The 18488-nt window shown below is 39.8% G+C and carries 17 protein-coding genes; 4 read left to right on the plus strand and 13 right to left on the minus strand.

Translation table 11 applies throughout. From position 1 onward, the window contains the following. Positions 1–9 precede the first annotated feature (9 nt). Entirely contained in the window at positions 10–693 is a 684-nt protein-coding gene (locus tag BM291_RS04625) for a hypothetical protein (protein WP_092895010.1), read from the minus strand. Between the two features lie 491 nt (positions 694–1184). Between BM291_RS04625 and BM291_RS04630 the strand changes: the two genes are divergently transcribed. Then, positions 1185–1982 carry a hypothetical protein gene (locus BM291_RS04630; protein ID WP_092895288.1) on the plus strand — a complete coding sequence of 266 codons (798 nt, stop codon included), beginning with the start codon at positions 1185–1187 and terminating at the stop codon, positions 1980–1982. Positions 1983–2174: 192 nt separating this feature from the next. Here BM291_RS04630 and BM291_RS04635 read toward each other — a convergent pair whose 3' ends face one another. From BM291_RS04635 to BM291_RS04655, 5 genes are all read right to left on the minus strand, one after another. Next, positions 2175–3179 carry a DHH family phosphoesterase gene (locus BM291_RS04635; RefSeq protein WP_092895011.1) on the minus strand — a complete coding sequence of 335 codons (1005 nt, stop codon included), beginning with the start codon at positions 3177–3179 and terminating at the stop codon, positions 2175–2177. A 147-nt stretch (positions 3180–3326) separates the two neighbouring features. Next, positions 3327–3851, minus strand: a complete 525-nt coding sequence (locus BM291_RS04640; protein WP_092895012.1) for a DUF4199 domain-containing protein — start codon at positions 3849–3851, stop codon at positions 3327–3329. A 44-nt stretch (positions 3852–3895) separates the two neighbouring features. Then, the gene (locus BM291_RS04645; RefSeq protein ID WP_092895013.1) at positions 3896–5422 is read right to left on the minus strand and encodes a glycosyltransferase family 39 protein; all 1527 of its coding nucleotides are present in this window, start codon (positions 5420–5422) and stop codon (positions 3896–3898) included. 92 nt (positions 5423–5514) lie between these two features. After that, on the minus strand, positions 5515–6858 hold the full coding sequence (locus BM291_RS04650; RefSeq protein ID WP_092895014.1) for a sensor histidine kinase: 1344 nt from the start codon (positions 6856–6858) through the stop codon (positions 5515–5517). Further along, complete coding sequence (locus BM291_RS04655) at positions 6848–8230, minus strand: sigma-54-dependent transcriptional regulator (protein ID WP_092895015.1); 1383 nt, start codon at positions 8228–8230, stop codon at positions 6848–6850. The genes BM291_RS04650 and BM291_RS04655 overlap by 11 nt, the downstream gene beginning before the upstream one ends. Before the next feature lie 181 nt (positions 8231–8411). Here BM291_RS04655 and BM291_RS04660 point away from each other — a divergent pair, with 181 nt between their 5' ends. Continuing rightward, entirely contained in the window at positions 8412–8837 is a 426-nt protein-coding gene (locus BM291_RS04660) for an FKBP-type peptidyl-prolyl cis-trans isomerase (protein ID WP_092895016.1), read from the plus strand. 787 nt (positions 8838–9624) lie between these two features. Here BM291_RS04660 and BM291_RS04665 read toward each other — a convergent pair. The 6 genes from BM291_RS04665 to rsfS all read right to left on the minus strand — a co-directional run bounded on the left by BM291_RS04665 (position 9625) and on the right by rsfS (position 15299). Continuing rightward, complete coding sequence (locus BM291_RS04665; RefSeq protein WP_092895017.1) at positions 9625–10170, minus strand: carboxymuconolactone decarboxylase family protein; 546 nt, start codon at positions 10168–10170, stop codon at positions 9625–9627. Positions 10171–10312: 142 nt separating this feature from the next. Next, positions 10313–11140, minus strand: a complete 828-nt coding sequence (locus BM291_RS04670) for a helix-turn-helix domain-containing protein (protein WP_092895018.1) — start codon at positions 11138–11140, stop codon at positions 10313–10315. Positions 11141–11149: 9 nt separating this feature from the next. Further along, positions 11150–11980, minus strand: coding sequence for a hypothetical protein (locus BM291_RS04675; protein ID WP_092895019.1), 831 nt, complete (start codon positions 11978–11980; stop codon positions 11150–11152). Beyond that, a complete protein-coding gene (locus tag BM291_RS04680) occupies positions 11977–12753 on the minus strand; it encodes a UDP-2,3-diacylglucosamine diphosphatase (protein WP_092895020.1) in 777 nt (258 codons plus the stop codon). Before BM291_RS04680 ends, BM291_RS04675 begins: the two co-directional genes overlap by 4 nt. A gap of 60 nt (positions 12754–12813) precedes the next feature. Beyond that, positions 12814–14886, minus strand: a complete 2073-nt coding sequence (gene ftsH, locus BM291_RS04685; RefSeq protein ID WP_092895021.1) for an ATP-dependent zinc metalloprotease FtsH — start codon at positions 14884–14886, stop codon at positions 12814–12816. Between the two features lie 65 nt (positions 14887–14951). Next, on the minus strand, positions 14952–15299 hold the full coding sequence (rsfS, locus tag BM291_RS04690; protein WP_092895290.1) for a ribosome silencing factor: 348 nt from the start codon (positions 15297–15299) through the stop codon (positions 14952–14954). A gap of 64 nt (positions 15300–15363) precedes the next feature. Between rsfS and BM291_RS04695 the strand changes: the two genes are divergently transcribed. Both BM291_RS04695 and ahcY read left to right on the plus strand, forming a co-directional pair. After that, complete coding sequence (locus BM291_RS04695) at positions 15364–16122, plus strand: biotin--[acetyl-CoA-carboxylase] ligase (protein WP_092895022.1); 759 nt, start codon at positions 15364–15366, stop codon at positions 16120–16122. A gap of 81 nt (positions 16123–16203) precedes the next feature. Beyond that, the gene (ahcY, locus tag BM291_RS04700) at positions 16204–17523 is read left to right on the plus strand and encodes an adenosylhomocysteinase (RefSeq protein ID WP_092895023.1); all 1320 of its coding nucleotides are present in this window, start codon (positions 16204–16206) and stop codon (positions 17521–17523) included. Positions 17524–17577: 54 nt separating this feature from the next. Here ahcY and BM291_RS04705 read toward each other — a convergent pair whose 3' ends face one another. Next, on the minus strand, positions 17578–18393 hold the full coding sequence (locus BM291_RS04705) for a hypothetical protein (RefSeq protein ID WP_092895024.1): 816 nt from the start codon (positions 18391–18393) through the stop codon (positions 17578–17580). Positions 18394–18488 lie beyond the last annotated feature (95 nt).

An 18488-nucleotide genomic window follows, 5' to 3' on the forward strand; every position in this document is an offset into this window, starting at 1 on the left:
CGATGCCTTTCACAAACTGATCCGTCTACCTTCTATTCCACCTTCTTCTGTGAACTGATCGTATTCCGGGCCAGTGATCACAGTCCAGCCTAAGGATTCCAATACCTTATCGCTGAGTTTTTCTTGGTTGAATTCGGTAAGGTGGATGTTTCCATATTTGCAGATATTGAATCTTAGGTTCTCCGCTTCATCAAAAAAGAAAATATACTCAGGGTTATTTGGATCACACCGCACAGTCCAGAAGAAAATCTCTATCAAATCATCAAGCTCTTCCATGTTCACATGAAAAGCTTCTGAATAGGTATCCGCTCCCACTATTTTTTCCAGCTTCTCATAGGCCAGAGCCAAAGGCTTGTAATCATCTTTTTTATCCCCACAAAGTTCCAGTTTGATATGAGAAAGCACATAACAAGATGTTACTCCAGAAAACTCAAGAAGCACTTTGATTTGCTCTGTTAGCCTGTTAGTGTAACTATAAATGATCTTATGCTCAAATCCAATTATTTTGCTGTAGAAATCGTAGTTGATTACAGCAGCGTGTGCATGATCATACATCTCCAAGTAGATATCTTCCTCTCCATTCTCTTTATATTCCTCCAGCATTTCCTCATCGTAAAAAGCTTTTTGGAAGGCCGTGATTTCAGAAGAGATAATTGATTTGTTTTTGGTGACTTGTAATCGGGGTAGGAGCATATGGTTACGATCGCTTTTGGTGATAATTATATTCTGTTTGCTCGAAATATTTTTTTTAATTTCTATAAAATTGGGGGAAACAGAGAGTTTCTATTTACTTATTCTCAGCTGAATTTGGTGAAAGTTCTTTTGAGGAAAAATACATAATATGATTTGGAAGAATTATTGGTGAATCTCAATTTACAGGGGGAGCATTTCCCCATTTCAGGGAGATTAGGCACAATGCAATTTGTGGATTCAATCTTTTGCAATTTTTATTGTTCTTCAATTGCACTAATAGCTACTTAGGGCTCAGCTTAAGAAAAAGATGGATATCACCCAAAAGCTAGTTTCTAGACCTATCTAGATGCATTTTGAAAGGAAATCAATAGCAGTAAAAGGTGCATTCCATTCTGATATCAATAACTTTGTAGAAGCATTTTATTCTGAGTAGCGATGGAATGGCATTTGAGACTACTAATGAAAATCACAATCATCAAAAACTGAAAATTATGAATGTTAAAATATTAGGTACAGCTGCTGCGGCATTATTGATAGCGGTAAGTTGCCAACCAAAAAAAATAGAGAATGAAGAAGTAGCAGAGATGGAGATCGTTGCTCCGGCGGAGATTTCGATTGAGAAATTCACTGATTCTCCTGCCTATTTGACTTCAACTTTAACTTTAAAAAAACCAACTAGCACAACAATTGCGAAAGCAGGTGAAGTGGATTTCGCATTCGATGTGAAAGACTACAAGTTGGGAGAAGTGACTGAGCGTACGGGTATGGCTGAGAACTTGGCTAATTCTGACAAAGGTCAGCACATCCACTTTATCTTAGATAATGAGCCTTATTCTGCTCACTACGAGTCTGAATTCAAGCGTGAGATGCCAGAAGGAACACACTACTTGGTAGCGTTTCTTAGTAGATCATACCATGAGTCGGTGAAGAATGACAAATCTTTCATAGCCAAAAAAATAGTTGTTGGTAAGGCAAGCGACGATAAGAATGTAGATTTCTCAAAGCCTACTATGATCTATAGCCGTCCAAAAGGTGAGTATAGCGGAGCAGATACTGAGAACTTATTACTTGATTTCTTCTTGCTAAACACCACACTTTCTGAAACTGGAAATAAAGTAAGAGCAACCATCAACGGTCAGGAATTCATGATCGCAGAATGGGCTCCTTATGTAATCAAAGGCCTTGCAAAAGGTGAGGTGACTATCAAATTGGAATTGTTGGATGCAGACGGAACTTTGATCCCAGGTGGATTCAATGACGTAACTAGAACAGTAACTTTGAAAGACTAATCCATAAACGATTAAGTCTGATACTTAAAACTCCGTGTGATTGATTTCACACGGAGTTTTTTTATGATCTAATCTCTCGCAACGGCGCGGCGGCGCAACGTTTTGATAACCTTTGAGATTTTCAAAATCTCCATGGGTTTTCTACTGTTCTTAAATTCTTGGTTTAATTCCAATCAAACTTTGAGAACTTAATTACACTACAGGAAAATACTCAGGAACTAGGCCTTTGATTTTATCCAAAGTTTCAGGCATGGAGAGTGCACTCATTCCTCCAGATGCATTTGCGTGTCCACCTCCATCGAAATGATTCGCAGCCAAACCATTTACTGGATTATCTTTTCCTTTGGAACGGAAGGAAATCTTGATAATGCCATCCCGTTCCGAAAAGACCATGGCGGCTTTTATCCCTTTGATAGATAGCGCAAGGTTGGCTAGACTATCTGTATCTCCTTTTTTGTACTGATATTTTTCCAGTTCTTCCTTAGTAAGAGAAATGATAGCCACAGCGTTTTGCTCCATGATCTCCATTTTTTGGCTCATCGCAAATCCCTGAAGACGTAGACGCGATGCAGTATTCGTATCATTCAGTAATTCATGGATCAGGTGATGTTTTACTCCTGTAGCAAGCAATTTTGCTAGCACCTCGTGAGTTCTAGGCTTGACGGAGTTGAAGCGAAAACTTCCTGTATCAGTCAGAATTCCTAGGTATAAGGGATTCCCGATTTTTTCATCCAATAGAGCGACGTTTCCAGATTGCTCGATCAATTCTACGATCAATTCAGCCGTTGAGGATGCGGAGGTATCGGATACTGTAATGGAGGCGAAGTTCTGAGGATCTAGATGATGATCGATCATGATTTTGGTACAGGTTGCAGATTCCAGCAAGGGTTGCATTCCTTTTCCTACACGGTCTGTTGCATTATAATCTAGAGAAAAAATGAGATCCGCATTTTGAAATGCTGCCGTTACTTTCTCAGGTTCCTGATCCATCACGATGATGGAAGAGAGCTCAAGGAAATCCAAAAAATCTGGAGCTTTATCAGGATGACAGATGGTTGCCTTTTTTCCTAGCTTTTCTATAAAATGCAATAGCCCCAAAGAAGAACCGACAGAGTCACCATCGGCAGATTTGTGGGCAGTAATAAGGATGTTTGATGCTGCTAGAATTTCAGCTTCTATTTGTTTGAACCTATTCATGAATGGGAGTTGTACTGGGAAATTGAGCTTTGATAAGAACGAAGTGGGTGATGTACTTCTGAATGCAAAGGAACAAAAGTGAAGAGCAAAAACTGGCTTATTGGACTTTTAATTCCATCGCAGTTGGCTGTGTCCACACAAAATATTTTATCCTTTTACCTTATTCTTTATAAAAATCAAAGACAGCAACGCGACTAGCGTAGGAATAACAACGACCGAAGGGATCAGGGATGAAAGCCTAAATAGATCCGCTTGAGCGACAGACGAAGTTTTCATGTTCTCTAATGTTGCGGTAATCTCCTCTTGTGGGACATTTACTGCGGTCAGTTCTACCTCCTTCAAATTCAGCACTGCGCCAAACCAATCTGGATTGATGAAATGATGATAGGTATATAAAAAAGGATTGTAAATAAGGTAAGAGATTGCGCTGACGAAAATGGCAATTCCAATTCTTTGAATGATTGAAACCTGATAAGAGTTGGTTTCCTGTTTGATTGCCCAAAAGATCATAACTATAGGAAGTAGTATGATGGCCATGTCAACGTATTGCCCAATGCTCAGATAGGTGGTGTCTAATTTTGTCAACCACATTAAGGTCGTGTAAAGACAAAAGGCAAGGCCCATGATTATCCCTTGTTTAAGGGTTGATTTGAAAAAAGATGTCTTGTTCATTTAGGATTGCGTTGGTTTATTCTCGTTGGTAGTTCTTAAGATTTTTACTCTCTTAGCTCAGCCCGTTTTTCTTCTATCTCAGCTGCCAAAATCGCATTGATATCGGTTTTGGTGCCTAGAAGTAGTTGGATGACTGTGCCGAATTCTCTAGCATTGGCATCGGTGATAGTTCCTATTTCTTCTGATTTTTCGAAGAAGGATATTTCTCTTTCGCTGATACGGTCTGCGGAATCTCTGACAAGAATTACATTATTTATTTTACGACTTAGATCTATCCAATTGACATAGTCGGCATTCATCGTAAATGCTCGTAATCCCTTGGTTTTGGCGTAAAAGTTAATCGCTCCGGCCTGTCCGTAGTTGTCACAAATAATCACCGTGTACTCATCAGCAGGTGCTTTGGAATAGGCCAAATCCACTTTTCCTGCCAGCTCTTTCCAGCCTAGCATATCTGCAAAATCCTGAGGCAAGTCATGGATTTCACCATCTTCCCAGCGGTTTTCCATCAGATCAGGATGTCGGGATTGTACTCCTTTAAGGTATTCTGGATTACCTATCGGAAATGCTATAGGAATGGCTAGGATAAATAGGAATACAGGAATAATCATAGCCACTGGCTTCAGGTATTTTCCCCAGCTTTTGCGAAGCAAGTGAGAAAGATAAATCGCTCCAAATGCAAAGTGAATAGGGTAGAGGCCGATGGCGTAATAGCTTTTGGCTTTGAGGTAAGTGAAGATCGCCAAAGTGAAAAATGTCGTCCAAAAGAAAACTTGGTACTTGCGAAAAGAGGGATAAGTGAAATACGAAATCAGCGCTAGACAGAGAACGAAAAATGATCCGAAAAAGAAGAAAAACTGATCATTCAGAAAATCAAATCGGTTTACATTCACCAACTGATATTGGCTCAGCATGCGCATATGCCAGAGCACAGGGAAATCATTTTGCAACTGCCATATCAGGTTCGGTAGCGCAATAAAAAAAGCTAACCCAAATGCAGCATAGAAGTGTGGATTTTTGAAAATCTTCCGCTCTGAAGTCAGCAATAAAGCGGGCAATAATCCCAGTACTTGAAAGGCGATGTTGTACTTGTTCAAAAAGCCAAAACCTATACCGATTCCCAGCAAGTATAGCCATTTGTTTTTGCCAGTTTGGATAAAGTATAGCAAGGCGAAGAACACAAAAGTCCAAGCTAGAATATCAAAGGAATTGGGCTGGAATAAGATATTCAGCCGAGCCAAAGAAGAAAATATCAGACAAATTGCTGCCAAAGACTGAGCATATAAACTGCCACCAAGTCTTTCTGTTGCCTTCCAAACCAGCATAATAGTCAGTGCTCCAAAGAGCGCAGGGAAGAACTTGACCCAGAATTCTGTATAACCAAGAAGATATATCAGGTAAGAAAACCAGGAAGTCACAGGAGGAACTGAGATATATCCCCAAGCCAAATGATGAGCTTGGTCTAGATGCAGGTATTCGTCCCGATGGAGATCGTAACCCGAACCTATCAGCAGGTATTGAAGGATGAACTTGATCAGTATGAATCCGAATAAAAATAAGTTTCGCTGGTTCATGGAGTTATTAAGAAGATGGGGAAAATCTAAGTTCCGTGGTCTGTGTGTTCACAGACCACAATGCCAGGTCCTCAAGCTTTCTGAATTTTAAATTACCCGTTAAATATCAACTTAAACGTAGTCCCTTCACCCTGGATAGAGCGAACCTGAATATTGCCTTTGTGGCGACGCATGATCTGCTTAGAAAGACTTAAGCCGATTCCAGAGCCTTTGGATTTGGTGGTGAAGAATGGGATGAAAATCTTGGAGAGTGCTTCCTCTTCAATTCCTTTTCCGGTATCTGCCACTTCCAGAATTATTTTTCCAGCCTCATCGATAAATGCCTTTAGAATTATCCGTTTCACTTCAGAATCTTCTACCGCCTGAATGGCGTTTTGGGTAAGATTAATCATGACTTGCTCTATCTGAGTTTGGTCGCCAAATAGGATTAACTCTTTTGGATTGATCTCTTTGATCAGTTCGATCTGAAAGGTGTCCAGTTGGTTTTGTAGTAAAACTTCCAGCTGATGGAAAAGCTTTGCGATAGCAATACTGCTGAACTTTGGTGCTGGAATATGAGCCAAACTTCTGAAGTCAGACACAAAGCTGATCAGACCTTGACTACGCTTTTCAATCGTGCTTATTCCCATCAGATAGTCTTCCATTTCCGCAGGAGTGATTTGTTCCACGTTGTCTATTTTGCTTTCCATTTCCCCTTGGATCGTTCCTGCCAACGAAGAAATAGGCGCGATTGAATTCATAATTTCATGCGTAAGGATTTTGACAAGGTTCTGCCAAGCTTCCATTTCCTTTTCTTCCAATTCTGATTGAATGTTCTGAAGGGAAACGAGTTTAAACTTTTCCCCACGCATCAATAATTCAATCACATAGACAGAAATCTGCATGATCCCGTCAGGATGCGCGATCTTGATCAACTCAGATCCACCTGTTCGTAGGTTGTTGATTGCTAGGTGCAATTCCTTATTAATACCCTCGATTTCACCGATATTTTTCAGTTCATCTACATCGAGAATTCGCTTAGCAGCAGTATTCACAATCTGAATTCCTCCATTTTCACCGAAGGTGATCAGACCTATACTCAGGTGCTTAAAGACCGAACGGAAGTACTGGTAATTTGCTTCTTTCTCGGCTTGATCTTCCTTTAGTTTGGCTAGAATAGCATTGAATTCTATATGTAGATCATCCGTTTCTGTTCCGTCAAATTTGACAGGATAGAGTTGGGAGTATTTGTCCTGCTTGATGTTGTCCAGAAAAACGCGCACTTTATTAAATGAGCCTTCGGAATAGCGAAGCAAATAGATGATCTGAAATACGACTAAAATGAGAAAAAGGGAAATCATGAAAACTCCCCAACTATCGATAATAGCGTATGCAAGAAGAAAAAGAGAGGCCGCTAAAAAGGCGATTCTCCCAAGTAAACCAACTTTATAGTCCATATTTTTCCAGCCTTCTGTACAAGGAAGCTCGTGTCAATCCAAGCTCCTTCGCTGCTTTTGAGATGTTTCCTCCGTTTTTGTCTATTGCTCGTTGGATCGTAGTACGCTCCATATCATCGAGGTTAAGCGTCACTGAAACTGGCGCTTTGTCCGAAGCTGGTTTGGCAGAAAGAAAGAAGAAATCTCTGGAATCCAGTTCATCACCTTCAGCCATAATGATTGCACGCTCGATAGCATGCTGCAGCTCACGGATGTTTCCTGGCCAGCCATATCTCTGAAGCAATTCCATACCAGCAGAAGTGAATCCAGTGAAGGTTTTACGATATTTTTGACTATAGCTTTTTAGGAAGTGATTAGCTAAGGTTGGAATGTCATCCTGTCTTTCGCGAAGTGGTGGTAGGAAAATCTCCACCGTGTTGATTCTATATAGTAAATCTTGACGGAAGGTATTGTCAGCGATACTTTCATGCAATGGCATATTGGTAGCACAGATCAAACGTATATCTACTGGAATGGCTTTGTTGGTACCTATTCTGGTGACTTCTCTTCTTTGAAGAACAGTAAGGAGTTTTGACTGTAGTGGAAGGGACAGGTTTCCGATTTCATCCAGAAACAAGGAGCCTTTGTCAGCTATTTCAAACCTACCTGCACGATCATCTTTTGCATCGGTGAATGCACCTCTTTTATGTCCGAAAAGCTCAGATTCAAATAAACTTTCTGTAATAGAACCCATATCTACCCCAACAAAAATGTCATCTTTTCGAAGTGAGCGGTCATGAATCGCGCGCGCAATAAGTTCTTTTCCTGTTCCATTTTCACCCAAAATCAACACGTTAGCGTCGGTTTGAGCTACTTTATCGATGATAGAGAAAATGTTTTTCATAGAAGCAGACTGGCCGATAATGTCCGTGTACGGCTTCTTCATGTCCGTCTGCATCTGCTTTTGCTTCTTTTGCAGCTTATCGACTTCATTATAGCTTTCCTTCAGTTTGATAGCAGCGGAAAGTGTAGCGATCAACTTCTCATTTTGCCAAGGCTTCAGAATAAAATCAGTAGCACCTTCCTTTAATGCTTGCACAGCCATTTCCACATCACCGAATGCCGTGATCAGGATCACTACAGCTTTTGGGTCAATTTCTTTGATTTGCTTCAGCCAGTGAAAACCTTCCTTGCCTGAAGTGGTGTCCTCCCGGAAATTCATGTCTAGAAGGATTACATCGTAATTATTGTTATTAACCAGAAAAGGGATTCGTCGAGGATCCTTTTCTATCATGACTTCTTTAGCATGCTTTTTAAGAAGCATTTTGGCGGCAAAGAGTAAGTCTTCATTATCATCAATGATAAGAATCTTGCCTAAATCTTGAGTTTCCATGGTGAATTGTTTGGTGTTCTTAAGGGGAAAATGATGCCAACCCTAATATAAGCCCATATAATGGGTTTTAGAGATAAAAGTGTTCGGTATTGTACGGTTTTACTCTGAAATCGGACAATCGGGTTCGGTTTTCTACCCTAAGAGATTTTTGTACCTTTGTACTTTACTAAAACAAAAGACTATGCAAGCTAAAAAAGGAGATGCAGTTCAAGTGCATTATACCGGTAAATTAGAAGATGGAAGCGTATTTGATACTTCAGCAAATCGCGAACCGCTAGGATTTACCTTAGGCGACGGAAATATGATCAAGGGCTTCGATACAGCTGTTGATGGCATGACATTGGGTGACAAGGTTACCGTGACTATCCCTGCTGCGGAAGCGTACGGTGAGCGAAGAGATGACATGATGATTGAAGTGCCAAAGACGCAGGTACCTGCGGACATCAAACCTGAAGTTGGACTTGATCTGATGCTTCAAGGTGGAAATGGTCAGCCAATGCCTGTAAAGGTGGTAGCCATTGACGATGAGAAAGTCACTCTTGATGCAAACCATCAGTTGGCTGGTAAAGACTTGATCTTTGATATTGAGTTGGTGAAAGTCAATTAATATTCAATACTCTACTTAGAGTGAAGACAGTTCTGATTTTTCAGAACTGTTTTTTTTATGCCCAATATATTTTTCCAATTTGGAATAGTAGATAATCGGGGCTATGTTTGATGTTAATCTAAATGAAAGGGCAGTTAGTAACTGTTTTTAGATTGAGTAGAAATGATATTGAAAAGTTCACATATCGCCCTATTTATTTTTATTGCATCTCTTTTGGATGCTATCTGTAAGCTTGATTTTTCTGCGTTCAAGCATAAGCTATTGCTGAATATCCGTAAATCCCAGCTCATCTTTCTGTATTAATTAGCATTTGCGAGCATGCTAAAAAGATCCTTTAAATTTCATTAATTACTTGATGTGTAGAACTTTAAGTCTATACACTTGTGCTCGTGTATGAAATTTTCAGAAAAGAGGATTGTCGTTTTATATATTTCTAATTATAACTATAAAAAGGTATAAATATCATGGCAAGAGGTAAAGATTTAAAATCGCCAAGTGTTGACTTAAAAGCTAAAAAGCAGGAAAAAATCCAACAAAAACTAGAAGCTAAACAAACACGGAAAAGAAGATAGATTTAGAGATAGTTGCTCTATGTAATTTTCTAATATAACCTTGTATTTAAACAGGTGTAGCTATTAGCTTCACCTGTTTTTTTCTTTTGCACTAATACCTTCAGTAGTGTTTTTAATATGTTTTAAATCATATGTGAAGTAGCCTATTTTTCTTAAAACCAATTTCAAGCTTGAAAAAAGGTGATGAATTTAAAATTCACCACCTTATATTTTGCTTAAAGTTCTGGAGCAACAGGGAAATCAATTGCAAAACCAGCTAGATTGTGAATGTAATTGCTAATGATTTTGTCGCCAATCACCATGACAACATCTATGAGGTTTGCTTCGGTATAACCTGCATTAAAGAAATCAGCCTTTGCATCGTTGCTGGCTTGTCCTCTTTGTTCAACAACTATGGCTGTGAATTTTGCCAACGCGTCTATTTTGCTATCAAAGCTTGCTACTCCGCTTCTGATTTCTAACACTTGCTCCTCCGTGAATCCATTCATTTTGCCTAATACGGTATGTGCTGATTGGCAATAGCGACATCCATTGATTTGGCTGGTTACAAGATTAATTACTTCTCTTTCTTTTGCTTTTAATGTTGACTTTCTTCCTTGTAAAGCTAAATAGTCAGGGAGTGCGGTTTCATTTTTCGCATAGTAGGCGTATAGGTTTGGCACCATGCCCATTTGTTTTTTGAGTTGGTCAAAAATAGCTTGGTTGCTTTCGGAAACTTCGTCTCTTGTTGGTATGCTGAACTGTGCTGTTGTAGTACTCATTTTGTTCGTCTTTTATTGTTAGTATTAATTACAATACAAAGATGAGGGAAGTGGAGGGTGATGAGTTAGGCTGCAATTCCTTAGTACTTGGCAATATTTCCCGAACAGTCTTTTTGAGTGTGATTTCAGTGAAAAAATAGGATCAATGGACCATATCTCTATACTCTCTGGGTGAACATCCTTCATTGTTCTTGAAAAAACGGCTAAAGCTTTGAATGTCTTGAAAGCCCAGTTCATAGCCAATCTCAGAAACGTCCTTTTCAGTATAGTATATCATCCTTCGTGCTTCCAACAGTATCCGCTCTTGGATAAATTTTAAGGGTGATTTTTGCCCTATTTTCTTAAAAGTGTTAGTAATTGTTTTTGGAGATTTATAAAGCATATCGGCATATTCTGCCACGCTGTGTTTCTCTCGAAAATGAGATTCTACCAAGAAATTGAACTCCCTTACCAGATCATGTTGGGATTTGCTGAGTTCTTCGTGCTGAGGTTGGTTTTTATATATTCTGGCACAAAGGATAAGAATACGTTTCAGCATCATTTGAAGCATTTCCTGCTGTAGATTGTCTTCCATCTCAAATTCGAGGCTGGCCATCTTCCATGCTGTTTGAAGAACCTCAAGTTCCATCCCAAAAGCTGAGATAATAGGGAGTTTGGCAGCGCCATAATATAGAATACCCTTACAGCCTACTTCGCTATCATGATCTAGTATGCAATAAAATGGTCGGTTGAATCTTAGTAGATTAACGGTGTTGATATGCTCGTATTCTAGTTGATGAAACTGCGTGAGCGTTACTATGTCGTTCTTGTTGAAAGTATAGGGTATTCTGTCTATTTTGATTCGGTTGTGATCGGAGGTGAACCATAGAAGGCGCAAAGTTTCTGGCTGAGTTTCCTTCAAATGCAGGCAGTTGTGATCATTGATTTCTTGTGCCTCAAAGTATTCCCCTGTTTTCCCTGTGAATTTCATGACGCCTTCTTATTGTATGGTTTTTAGCCAGCTCGGTAGGTGATATAGACTAATTGTATCCTTGGAGACAATAGCAAGCCTTTCTTGTCCGATTTGAAGGTAAGAGGCTTCTGAGTTATCCAACTGAGCCAGAGTAAGAGTTTCATTGGTAGATAGAGATACAGCCATTAGCTTTCCCGCTTCTAACCATAGCAGATGGTCCTTGTAGTAGCATAATTTGTTGATTCCTATGACTGCTACTTTTCGCATTAGGTTACCTTGATTATCAAAAATGAAAATTCCTGTAGTAGGCACATTGATAAATAGCCTGTTTTTGAATTCACGGATTTCTGAGATATTTAGATCTTCGGATGCTAAAATTAAATTGAGCGGTTGAGATTGAATAATCAGATTTCGTAGGTAATCTAATGACTTCAAGTTCAGATCAGATTCATCCCAAACCCAGATGACATTATTATTTCCGAGTGTCGCAGCCTTGGCTAAATTGATTTCAGTTGGAGAAAATCCTTTTTCTGCCAAAGGATTCAGAAATCTATCTAGGATTCTATACTCTTGGAGGTCTGCCGAAAAGCTGAAAATATTCACTGTCCAGCTAGCTTCTAATTGATTTAATCTCCCTTGACGGGCTGGAGAAAATAGGTTGAGCTGCTTTCCTTCCTGGCTGTAAAGATAAATGTCACCAGAAGTATTGCTGGCGAATAATTGATCCTTGGTGTCAAAAGAAATCAGGTCAAGAGTTTCAAGTGATATTTCTGCAAGTGGGGCACCAAGCTTTGGCGGCGTTTGTGCAGAAGCTACAAGTGGCAGAAACAAATAAATAAGCAGCCCTAGCGATTTCATCCTTTGAAGGTAATGAGCTTTGTTCCGTGAGCATCAAATTCAAGGTAGGTGTTTTGAGAAACCCACTCTCCAAGGTTGTAATAGGTAGAGTTTGATCCAACTTCAAGTTCCAATGGCAGGTGTCTATGCCCGAAAATATAGTAATCGTGGTGTTTCTTTTCCTCCAATTCCTTGCAATACGTCCAAAGCCATTCGTCGTCGCCAAGAAAGTGGCTTTCATCTTTTTCGATATTGGTAATGCGGCTATGTCCTGACCAAGATTTGGCGAGTTTCATTCCTAGATCGGGATGAAACCAACGGAAAAGCCATTGAGCTATTGGGTTTGTAAACACTTTCTTCAGAAACTTATAAGAATTGTCTCCAGGACCTAGACCGTCTCCATGGCCAACTAATATTGATTTTCCTTCAACTTTCAGCTCTATTGGATGGGTGTATACTGGGATTCCGAGCTCAATGGTGAAGTAATCTTTCATCCATAAATCATGATTTCCAGTGAAAAAAATGATAGGAATACCACGATCTCTGAGTTGACTTATTTTAGAAATAAATAGAATAAAACCTTTTGGAATTACCTGACCATACTCAAACCAAAAGTCGAAGATATCACCAACCAAAAAGATGGCAGCGGCATCATCTGCAATTGAATCAAGCCACCGAATTATTCTTTTTTCACGGATCTTGCTTTCCACATCATTTGGCGCTCCAAGATGAAAGTCAGATGCGAAATAGAGTTTTTTTCCTTTCAGCGGAAAGTCCAAAGGGTTTGATTGCATGGCCAAAGATAAACTTGCGGATACTAAAACAAAAAAGCCCCGAGCTAGTCGGGGCTTTTATTATAAAATTCTATTATCAGAATTTGGCTCCGGAATCGGATCAATCAGTGGATCTGATGATTCAGGATTTTCATCTTCACCTTCTGAGGAAATCAAGTCAGGTACTTTAGGCTTATCCTTTTTATTGGTGAAAGCTTGGTAAGTAGTTTCCTTTTCAAAAGGTCTTTTACCAATCAAACGCTCCAAATCAGCTTGGAATAGGATCTCTTTTTCCAATAACTCTTTAGCTAATATTTCCAATTCTTTAATGCGGTGAGTCAGCAATTCTTTGGTTCTGTCATAAGCCGACTGAATCAGTTTTCTCACTTCCTCATCAATCACCTCAGCGGTAGATTCAGAGTAAGGTTTGGTCATTTTATACCCGTCCGCTTTAGAATCGTAGAATGAAACGTTACCAATTTTGTCGTTCATACCATAGACAGATACGATAGAGTAGGCAAGTTTTGTCACTCGCTCCAAATCGCTCAATGCTCCGGTAGAAATTTTCTTGAAGATGATTTCTTCAGCAGCACGACCACCTAGAGTCATACACATTTCGTCCATCAACTGCTCCGTTTGATACAAGAACTGCTCTTTTGGAAGGTATTGAGCATAGCCCAACGCTGCCACTCCACGAGGAACGATACTTACTTTGACCAAAGGGTCCGCATGCTCCAAGAACCAGCCAGCTACTGCGTGACCTGCTTCGTGGAATGCAACGATTTTCTTTTCCTCTGGAGAGATGATTTTATTTTTCTTTTCCAAACCACCGATTACTCTATCGACTGCGTCCTGGAAATCCTGCATATCTACTGCATTCTTATTTCTTCTAGCTGCGATCAAAGCGGCTTCATTACATACGTTTGCGATTTCAGCACCAGCGAAACCTGGAGTCTGAGCAGCACACTTCTTAGGATCTACATCATCAGCCGTTTTGATTGGCTTCAAGTGAACTTTGAAAATAGCCTCACGACCATTGATGTCTGGTTTGTCGATTGATATCTGTCTGTCAAAACGTCCCGGTCTTAGTAACGCGCTATCAAGCACATCAGGTCTGTTAGTTGCAGCAACTACAATTACACCTGTGTCAGTTCCGAATCCATCCATTTCTACCAATAGAGAGTTAAGCGTATTCTCTCTTTCGTCATTGGAACCTGGCATCTGGCCTTTACCTCTAGATCTACCGATTGCGTCTATCTCATCGATAAAGATGATACACGGCGCTTTCTCTTTGGCTTGCTTAAATAAGTCACGAACTCTAGCAGCACCTACACCTACGAACATCTCTACGAAATCAGAACCTGAAAGAGTAAAGAATGGAACGCCCGCTTCTCCTGCAACAGCTTTTGCAAGCAAGGTTTTACCTGTACCTGGAGGGCCTACGAGCAACGCACCTTTAGGTATTTTACCGCCTAGTTTGGTGAATTTCCCTGGGTTCTGTAGGAATTCAACGATTTCCTGAACTTCTTCTTTTGCTTCGTCAAGTCCAGCAACATTGTCAAAAGTGATTTTGACTTTGTTTTCAGCATCGAACAACTGAGCTTTAGATTTGCCCACATTGAATATCTGTCCACCTGGCCCAGATGGTCCAGACATTCTTCTCATCATAAACCAGAAAAGAACAAATAGTAAGATCAAGAAGCCAAAGCTGCTGAAGTAGCTACCCCAGTTTTCTTCCGTTGCAACCGATAATTCTATGCGATCCTCTTGTGGAACTTGTTCCTTCAAAGTATCGAAATCATTTGCAAATTTCTCAATAGAAGCTACCTGAAAAGAATAGTGAGGTCCTGCGGGATTGAAAAATGAAGAATTGGATTCCAATTCTGTCTTGTATTTATCAGTAGATAAAGCAGAAGATTTTAGTGTAATGTCCACTCGTTCCATGTTTTTGACCATGGTCACTTTAGAAACATCTCCCACCAAATACATGTCCTCAAATCTCTTTTGAGTGATGTCAACCACCGAGTTCCTGTTTTGGATATAAGTAAGTCCAAGTAGGACAGCTACTGCAGCAATAATCAGGTAAAGCTGAAAATTGGGCTTTTGAGGTGTCTTTGGGGTGAATTTTTTAGTTTTATTTTTTGTGTCGCTCATTTCTTGTTAGGGTAATTCTATAAACTTAAGGTAAAACGGAAGAGGGAGATGAAAGTTTGCAGGGATTAACCTACTTGGGTAACTTTAGCATCGCCCCATAGCTCTTCCAATCCATAAAATGCTCTCTTGTCTTTAAGGAAAATATGTGCTACAACGTTCACATAGTCAACCAAAATCCATTGTCGACTACTTTTTCCTTCACTTTTCCAGGGGTTTCCTTGACCGATTTTTATCACTTCTTCTTCAATAGAATCCGCGATAGCATCGAGTTGAGTGTCAGAGTTGCCTGAGCAAATAACAAAAAAATCTGTTACAGTATTTTTCACATCTCTAAGATCCATCAACACAATGTCAGAAGCTTTTTTCTCCTCCATTCCTTTGATGATTACTTTGCTCAGCTCTTCTGCTGTCATATTATTCATTTAATTTTACAATGCCGAAGATAAAAAACATACTTATTCGACCAACTCAAAATTTATGTATAAAATTCTTGCCAATACGATTTTTTTAGGGAAAGATGTTCATTTCCTGCCAGAGTGTCATTCGACTAATGACATCGCATTGAATTTGGTCAGGCAAAGGCAGGCTGATGAAGGTAGCGTAATAATTTGTGATCATCAGACCAAAGGGAAGGGGCAACGAGGCAATTTATGGCAATCTCATGCAGGGAAGAACTTAATTTTTTCGCTGGTGCTTCGGCCAGATTTCATGGATCTATCTGAGCAGTTTTATTTGAATATGGCTGTCTCGAATAGTATCCGGCGCTTGCTGCAGGACTATGTGCCACATTTAGAAGTGAAATGGCCGAATGATTTAATCGTGCCTGGGTTTGGAAAGGTTGGAGGGATCTTAATTGAAAATACTTTTTCAGGTAAAGAATGGGAATATGCCGTTGTTGGAATTGGGTTGAATATTAATCAGCGTGAATTTGAATCCGCAAATGCTGCCTCGATTAGCACTATTACAGGAAGTCAATTTGAACTCGAAGAGATATTTCGTCTATTAATCACTCAACTGGAGCAGGGCTATATTCAGTTGAAAAAAGGAAAGTGGAATGAGATAAAGGCAGAATACCTGATGCATTTATATAGAATGGATTCATGGGCAAATTATTCCGCCGAAGGGAAACAATTCTCAGGTAAAATAGTTGGAATAAATGCAGACGGGAAACTTCAGGTGGAATTGAAAGATGGTGAAATAGCCATTTTTGGATTAAAAGAGATCTCTTTTCTATAGTAGGCCTCTATTTTAGATTCCAAATTTTATGCGGTACCTTTGCAGAGGTTTTAGTGAAAAAATACGTTAACTATCAATATTATGTCAGAAACTACATCTGAAAAGTACGTTCAATACAAGGTAAAAGACATTTCCTTGGCAGAGTGGGGAAGAAAAGAAATTAAATTGGCGGAAGCTGAAATGCCAGGTTTGATGTCACTTCGTGAGGAATATGGAGATGCTCAGCCTTTGAAAGGAGCTAGAATCGCAGGTTGTCTTCACATGACTATCCAAACTGCAGTTTTGATTGAGACTTTGGTTGCTCTTGGAGCAGAGGTGACTTGGTCATCTTGTAATATTTTTTCTACGCAGGATCACGCTGCTGCTGCTATTGCTGCTGCCGGTATTTCTGTGTATGCATGGAAAGGTTTGAATGAGGAGGATTTTGACTGGTGTATTGAGCAGACATTGTTCTTCGGAGAAGATCGTCAGCCTCTAAACATGATCTTGGATGATGGTGGAGATTTGACTAACATGGTCTTGGATCAGTATCCTGAGCTTGTTGGAGCGATCAAAGGTCTTTCTGAAGAGACTACTACTGGTGTTCACAGACTTTATGAGAGAATGAAGAATGGTACACTTCCTATGCCAGCTATCAATGTAAATGACTCAGTAACGAAGTCAAAATTTGATAACAAGTATGGTTGCAAAGAATCATTAGTAGATGCGATCAGAAGAGCAACTGACGTGATGATGGCTGGTAAAGTAGCTGTTGTTGGCGGTTATGGTGATGTAGGGAAAGGTTCTGCAGCCTCTTTGAGCGGTGCTGGAGCAAGAGTAATCGTTACTGAAATCGACCCGATCTGTGCACTTCAAGCGGCAATGGACGGATATGCAGTAAAGAAAATGGTAGATGCTGTGAAAGAAGCTGATATCATAGTTACAGCAACTGGAAACAAGAACATTATCACTGAGGAGCATTTCAGACTGATGAGAGATAAGACTATCGTTTGTAACATCGGTCACTTCGATAATGAAATCGATATGGCTTGGTTGAACGGGACTTATGGTAATACTAAAATAGAGATTAAGCCTCAGGTCGATCTTTATAATGTAGACGGAAATGAAATCATCGTTTTGGCAGAAGGCCGTCTAGTAAACTTAGGTTGTGCTACAGGTCACCCATCATTCGTAATGTCCAACTCATTTACGAACCAGACTTTGGCACAATTAGAGCTTTGGAATAATACGGATCAGTATAAGCCAGGTGTTTATGTTCTGCCTAAGCATTTGGATGAAAAAGTAGCTGCTTTGCACCTTTCTAAATTAGGAGTTGTGCTTGAAGAGCTTTCTCAGGAGCAAGCGGAATATATCGGAGTAACTGTAGAAGGGCCATTCAAGCCTGACTATTACAGATATTAATAGACTAAAGAGTCAATATGAAGCCCCGATGGAAATCGGGGTTTTTTTTGTTATCTATTCGCTTGGATTAAGCAAGAGTTTTCTGCCATCTGGAAGAATAGCGAAAACACTGGTGGTGCAGGTAGCAGAAGTTTCGTAGCTCACTGAATAGGAAACTTTAGAATTATTGCCTCTTTCCACTGACCAAGTTTCTTGACCTGCAGAATGCTGCACAAGGTTTTGTTTAAAGCAGCTCATTTTTTGAACCTTGGGAGAAGTGATTTTGATGTCAAGTGTCCTTCCAACAGGGTTAATTCCTTCCATTTCACCGGTGGATTCGATTTGGGTAAGACTACCATTTTGCAAGGTAAGCACATGGATCATATCACCTGAAACTTGAGTGGTTATGTTATTATCTCCTGATCGGATGATTAATTCATTGAATGAGCCTAGTACATTGGTAGAATTGAATTGGGAGAAAAACATGGAGCCTTCTAAGTAATAAGCCCCGGATTTATAGTTGTTATAACTTAAAATCACATTGCTATCAGGAGAGCTCGAGAGCGCGTCATATTGCAGTTGAATTTCTCCAGTTCTTGCGTATTTCTTTGAAGATTCACAAGTTGTACTGGATAGGAAATTAAGAGTGACCAGCTTTAGATTTTTATTTATAGTGACTGTTGGGCAACCTGGTAATGCAAGTGAATCCAAGGTTTGATAATTGTTCCATCCAAATAGGGCGAAAACAGCACTTTCGCTTAGTGCGCTAGAAGTCTCGAACAATTGCTCAGCTTCTAAAGCAAGATCAGTTTGGATGACTTTTGATTCATCTTCCTCACAGCTCATCAGGATTGGTAATAGGACAATAAGTCCGAAAAGTATTTTTCTCATTGAATGAATTTTGAAAATATCAGAGATGGTTTAATTTTCCTGCTTCAATTACCAAGCCGAAATAACTATCTTCGAAATCGACGATAAACCACAAA

Origin of the sequence: Algoriphagus aquimarinus, from assembly GCF_900112005.1 — a bacterium.
Classification (GTDB): domain Bacteria; phylum Bacteroidota; class Bacteroidia; order Cytophagales; family Cyclobacteriaceae; genus Algoriphagus; species Algoriphagus aquimarinus.

Coding starts and splice junctions, on each gene's coding strand:
- BM291_RS04625 (WP_092895010.1), bottom strand. CDS start 693: ATGCTCCTACCCCGATTACAAGTCACCAAAAACAAATCAATTATCTCT.
- BM291_RS04630 (WP_092895288.1), top strand. CDS start 1,185: ATGAATGTTAAAATATTAGGTACAGCTGCTGCGGCATTATTGATAGCG.
- BM291_RS04635 (WP_092895011.1), bottom strand. CDS start 3,179: ATGAATAGGTTCAAACAAATAGAAGCTGAAATTCTAGCAGCATCAAAC.
- BM291_RS04640 (WP_092895012.1), bottom strand. CDS start 3,851: ATGAACAAGACATCTTTTTTCAAATCAACCCTTAAACAAGGGATAATC.
- BM291_RS04645 (WP_092895013.1), bottom strand. CDS start 5,422: ATGAACCAGCGAAACTTATTTTTATTCGGATTCATACTGATCAAGTTC.
- BM291_RS04650 (WP_092895014.1), bottom strand. CDS start 6,858: ATGGACTATAAAGTTGGTTTACTTGGGAGAATCGCCTTTTTAGCGGCC.
- BM291_RS04655 (WP_092895015.1), bottom strand. CDS start 8,230: ATGGAAACTCAAGATTTAGGCAAGATTCTTATCATTGATGATAATGAA.
- BM291_RS04660 (WP_092895016.1), top strand. CDS start 8,412: ATGCAAGCTAAAAAAGGAGATGCAGTTCAAGTGCATTATACCGGTAAA.
- BM291_RS04665 (WP_092895017.1), bottom strand. CDS start 10,170: ATGAGTACTACAACAGCACAGTTCAGCATACCAACAAGAGACGAAGTT.
- BM291_RS04670 (WP_092895018.1), bottom strand. CDS start 11,140: ATGAAATTCACAGGGAAAACAGGGGAATACTTTGAGGCACAAGAAATC.
- BM291_RS04675 (WP_092895019.1), bottom strand. CDS start 11,980: ATGAAATCGCTAGGGCTGCTTATTTATTTGTTTCTGCCACTTGTAGCT.
- BM291_RS04680 (WP_092895020.1), bottom strand. CDS start 12,753: ATGCAATCAAACCCTTTGGACTTTCCGCTGAAAGGAAAAAAACTCTAT.
- ftsH (WP_092895021.1), bottom strand. CDS start 14,886: ATGAGCGACACAAAAAATAAAACTAAAAAATTCACCCCAAAGACACCT.
- rsfS (WP_092895290.1), bottom strand. CDS start 15,299: ATGACAGCAGAAGAGCTGAGCAAAGTAATCATCAAAGGAATGGAGGAG.
- BM291_RS04695 (WP_092895022.1), top strand. CDS start 15,364: ATGTATAAAATTCTTGCCAATACGATTTTTTTAGGGAAAGATGTTCAT.
- ahcY (WP_092895023.1), top strand. CDS start 16,204: ATGTCAGAAACTACATCTGAAAAGTACGTTCAATACAAGGTAAAAGAC.
- BM291_RS04705 (WP_092895024.1), bottom strand. CDS start 18,393: ATGAGAAAAATACTTTTCGGACTTATTGTCCTATTACCAATCCTGATG.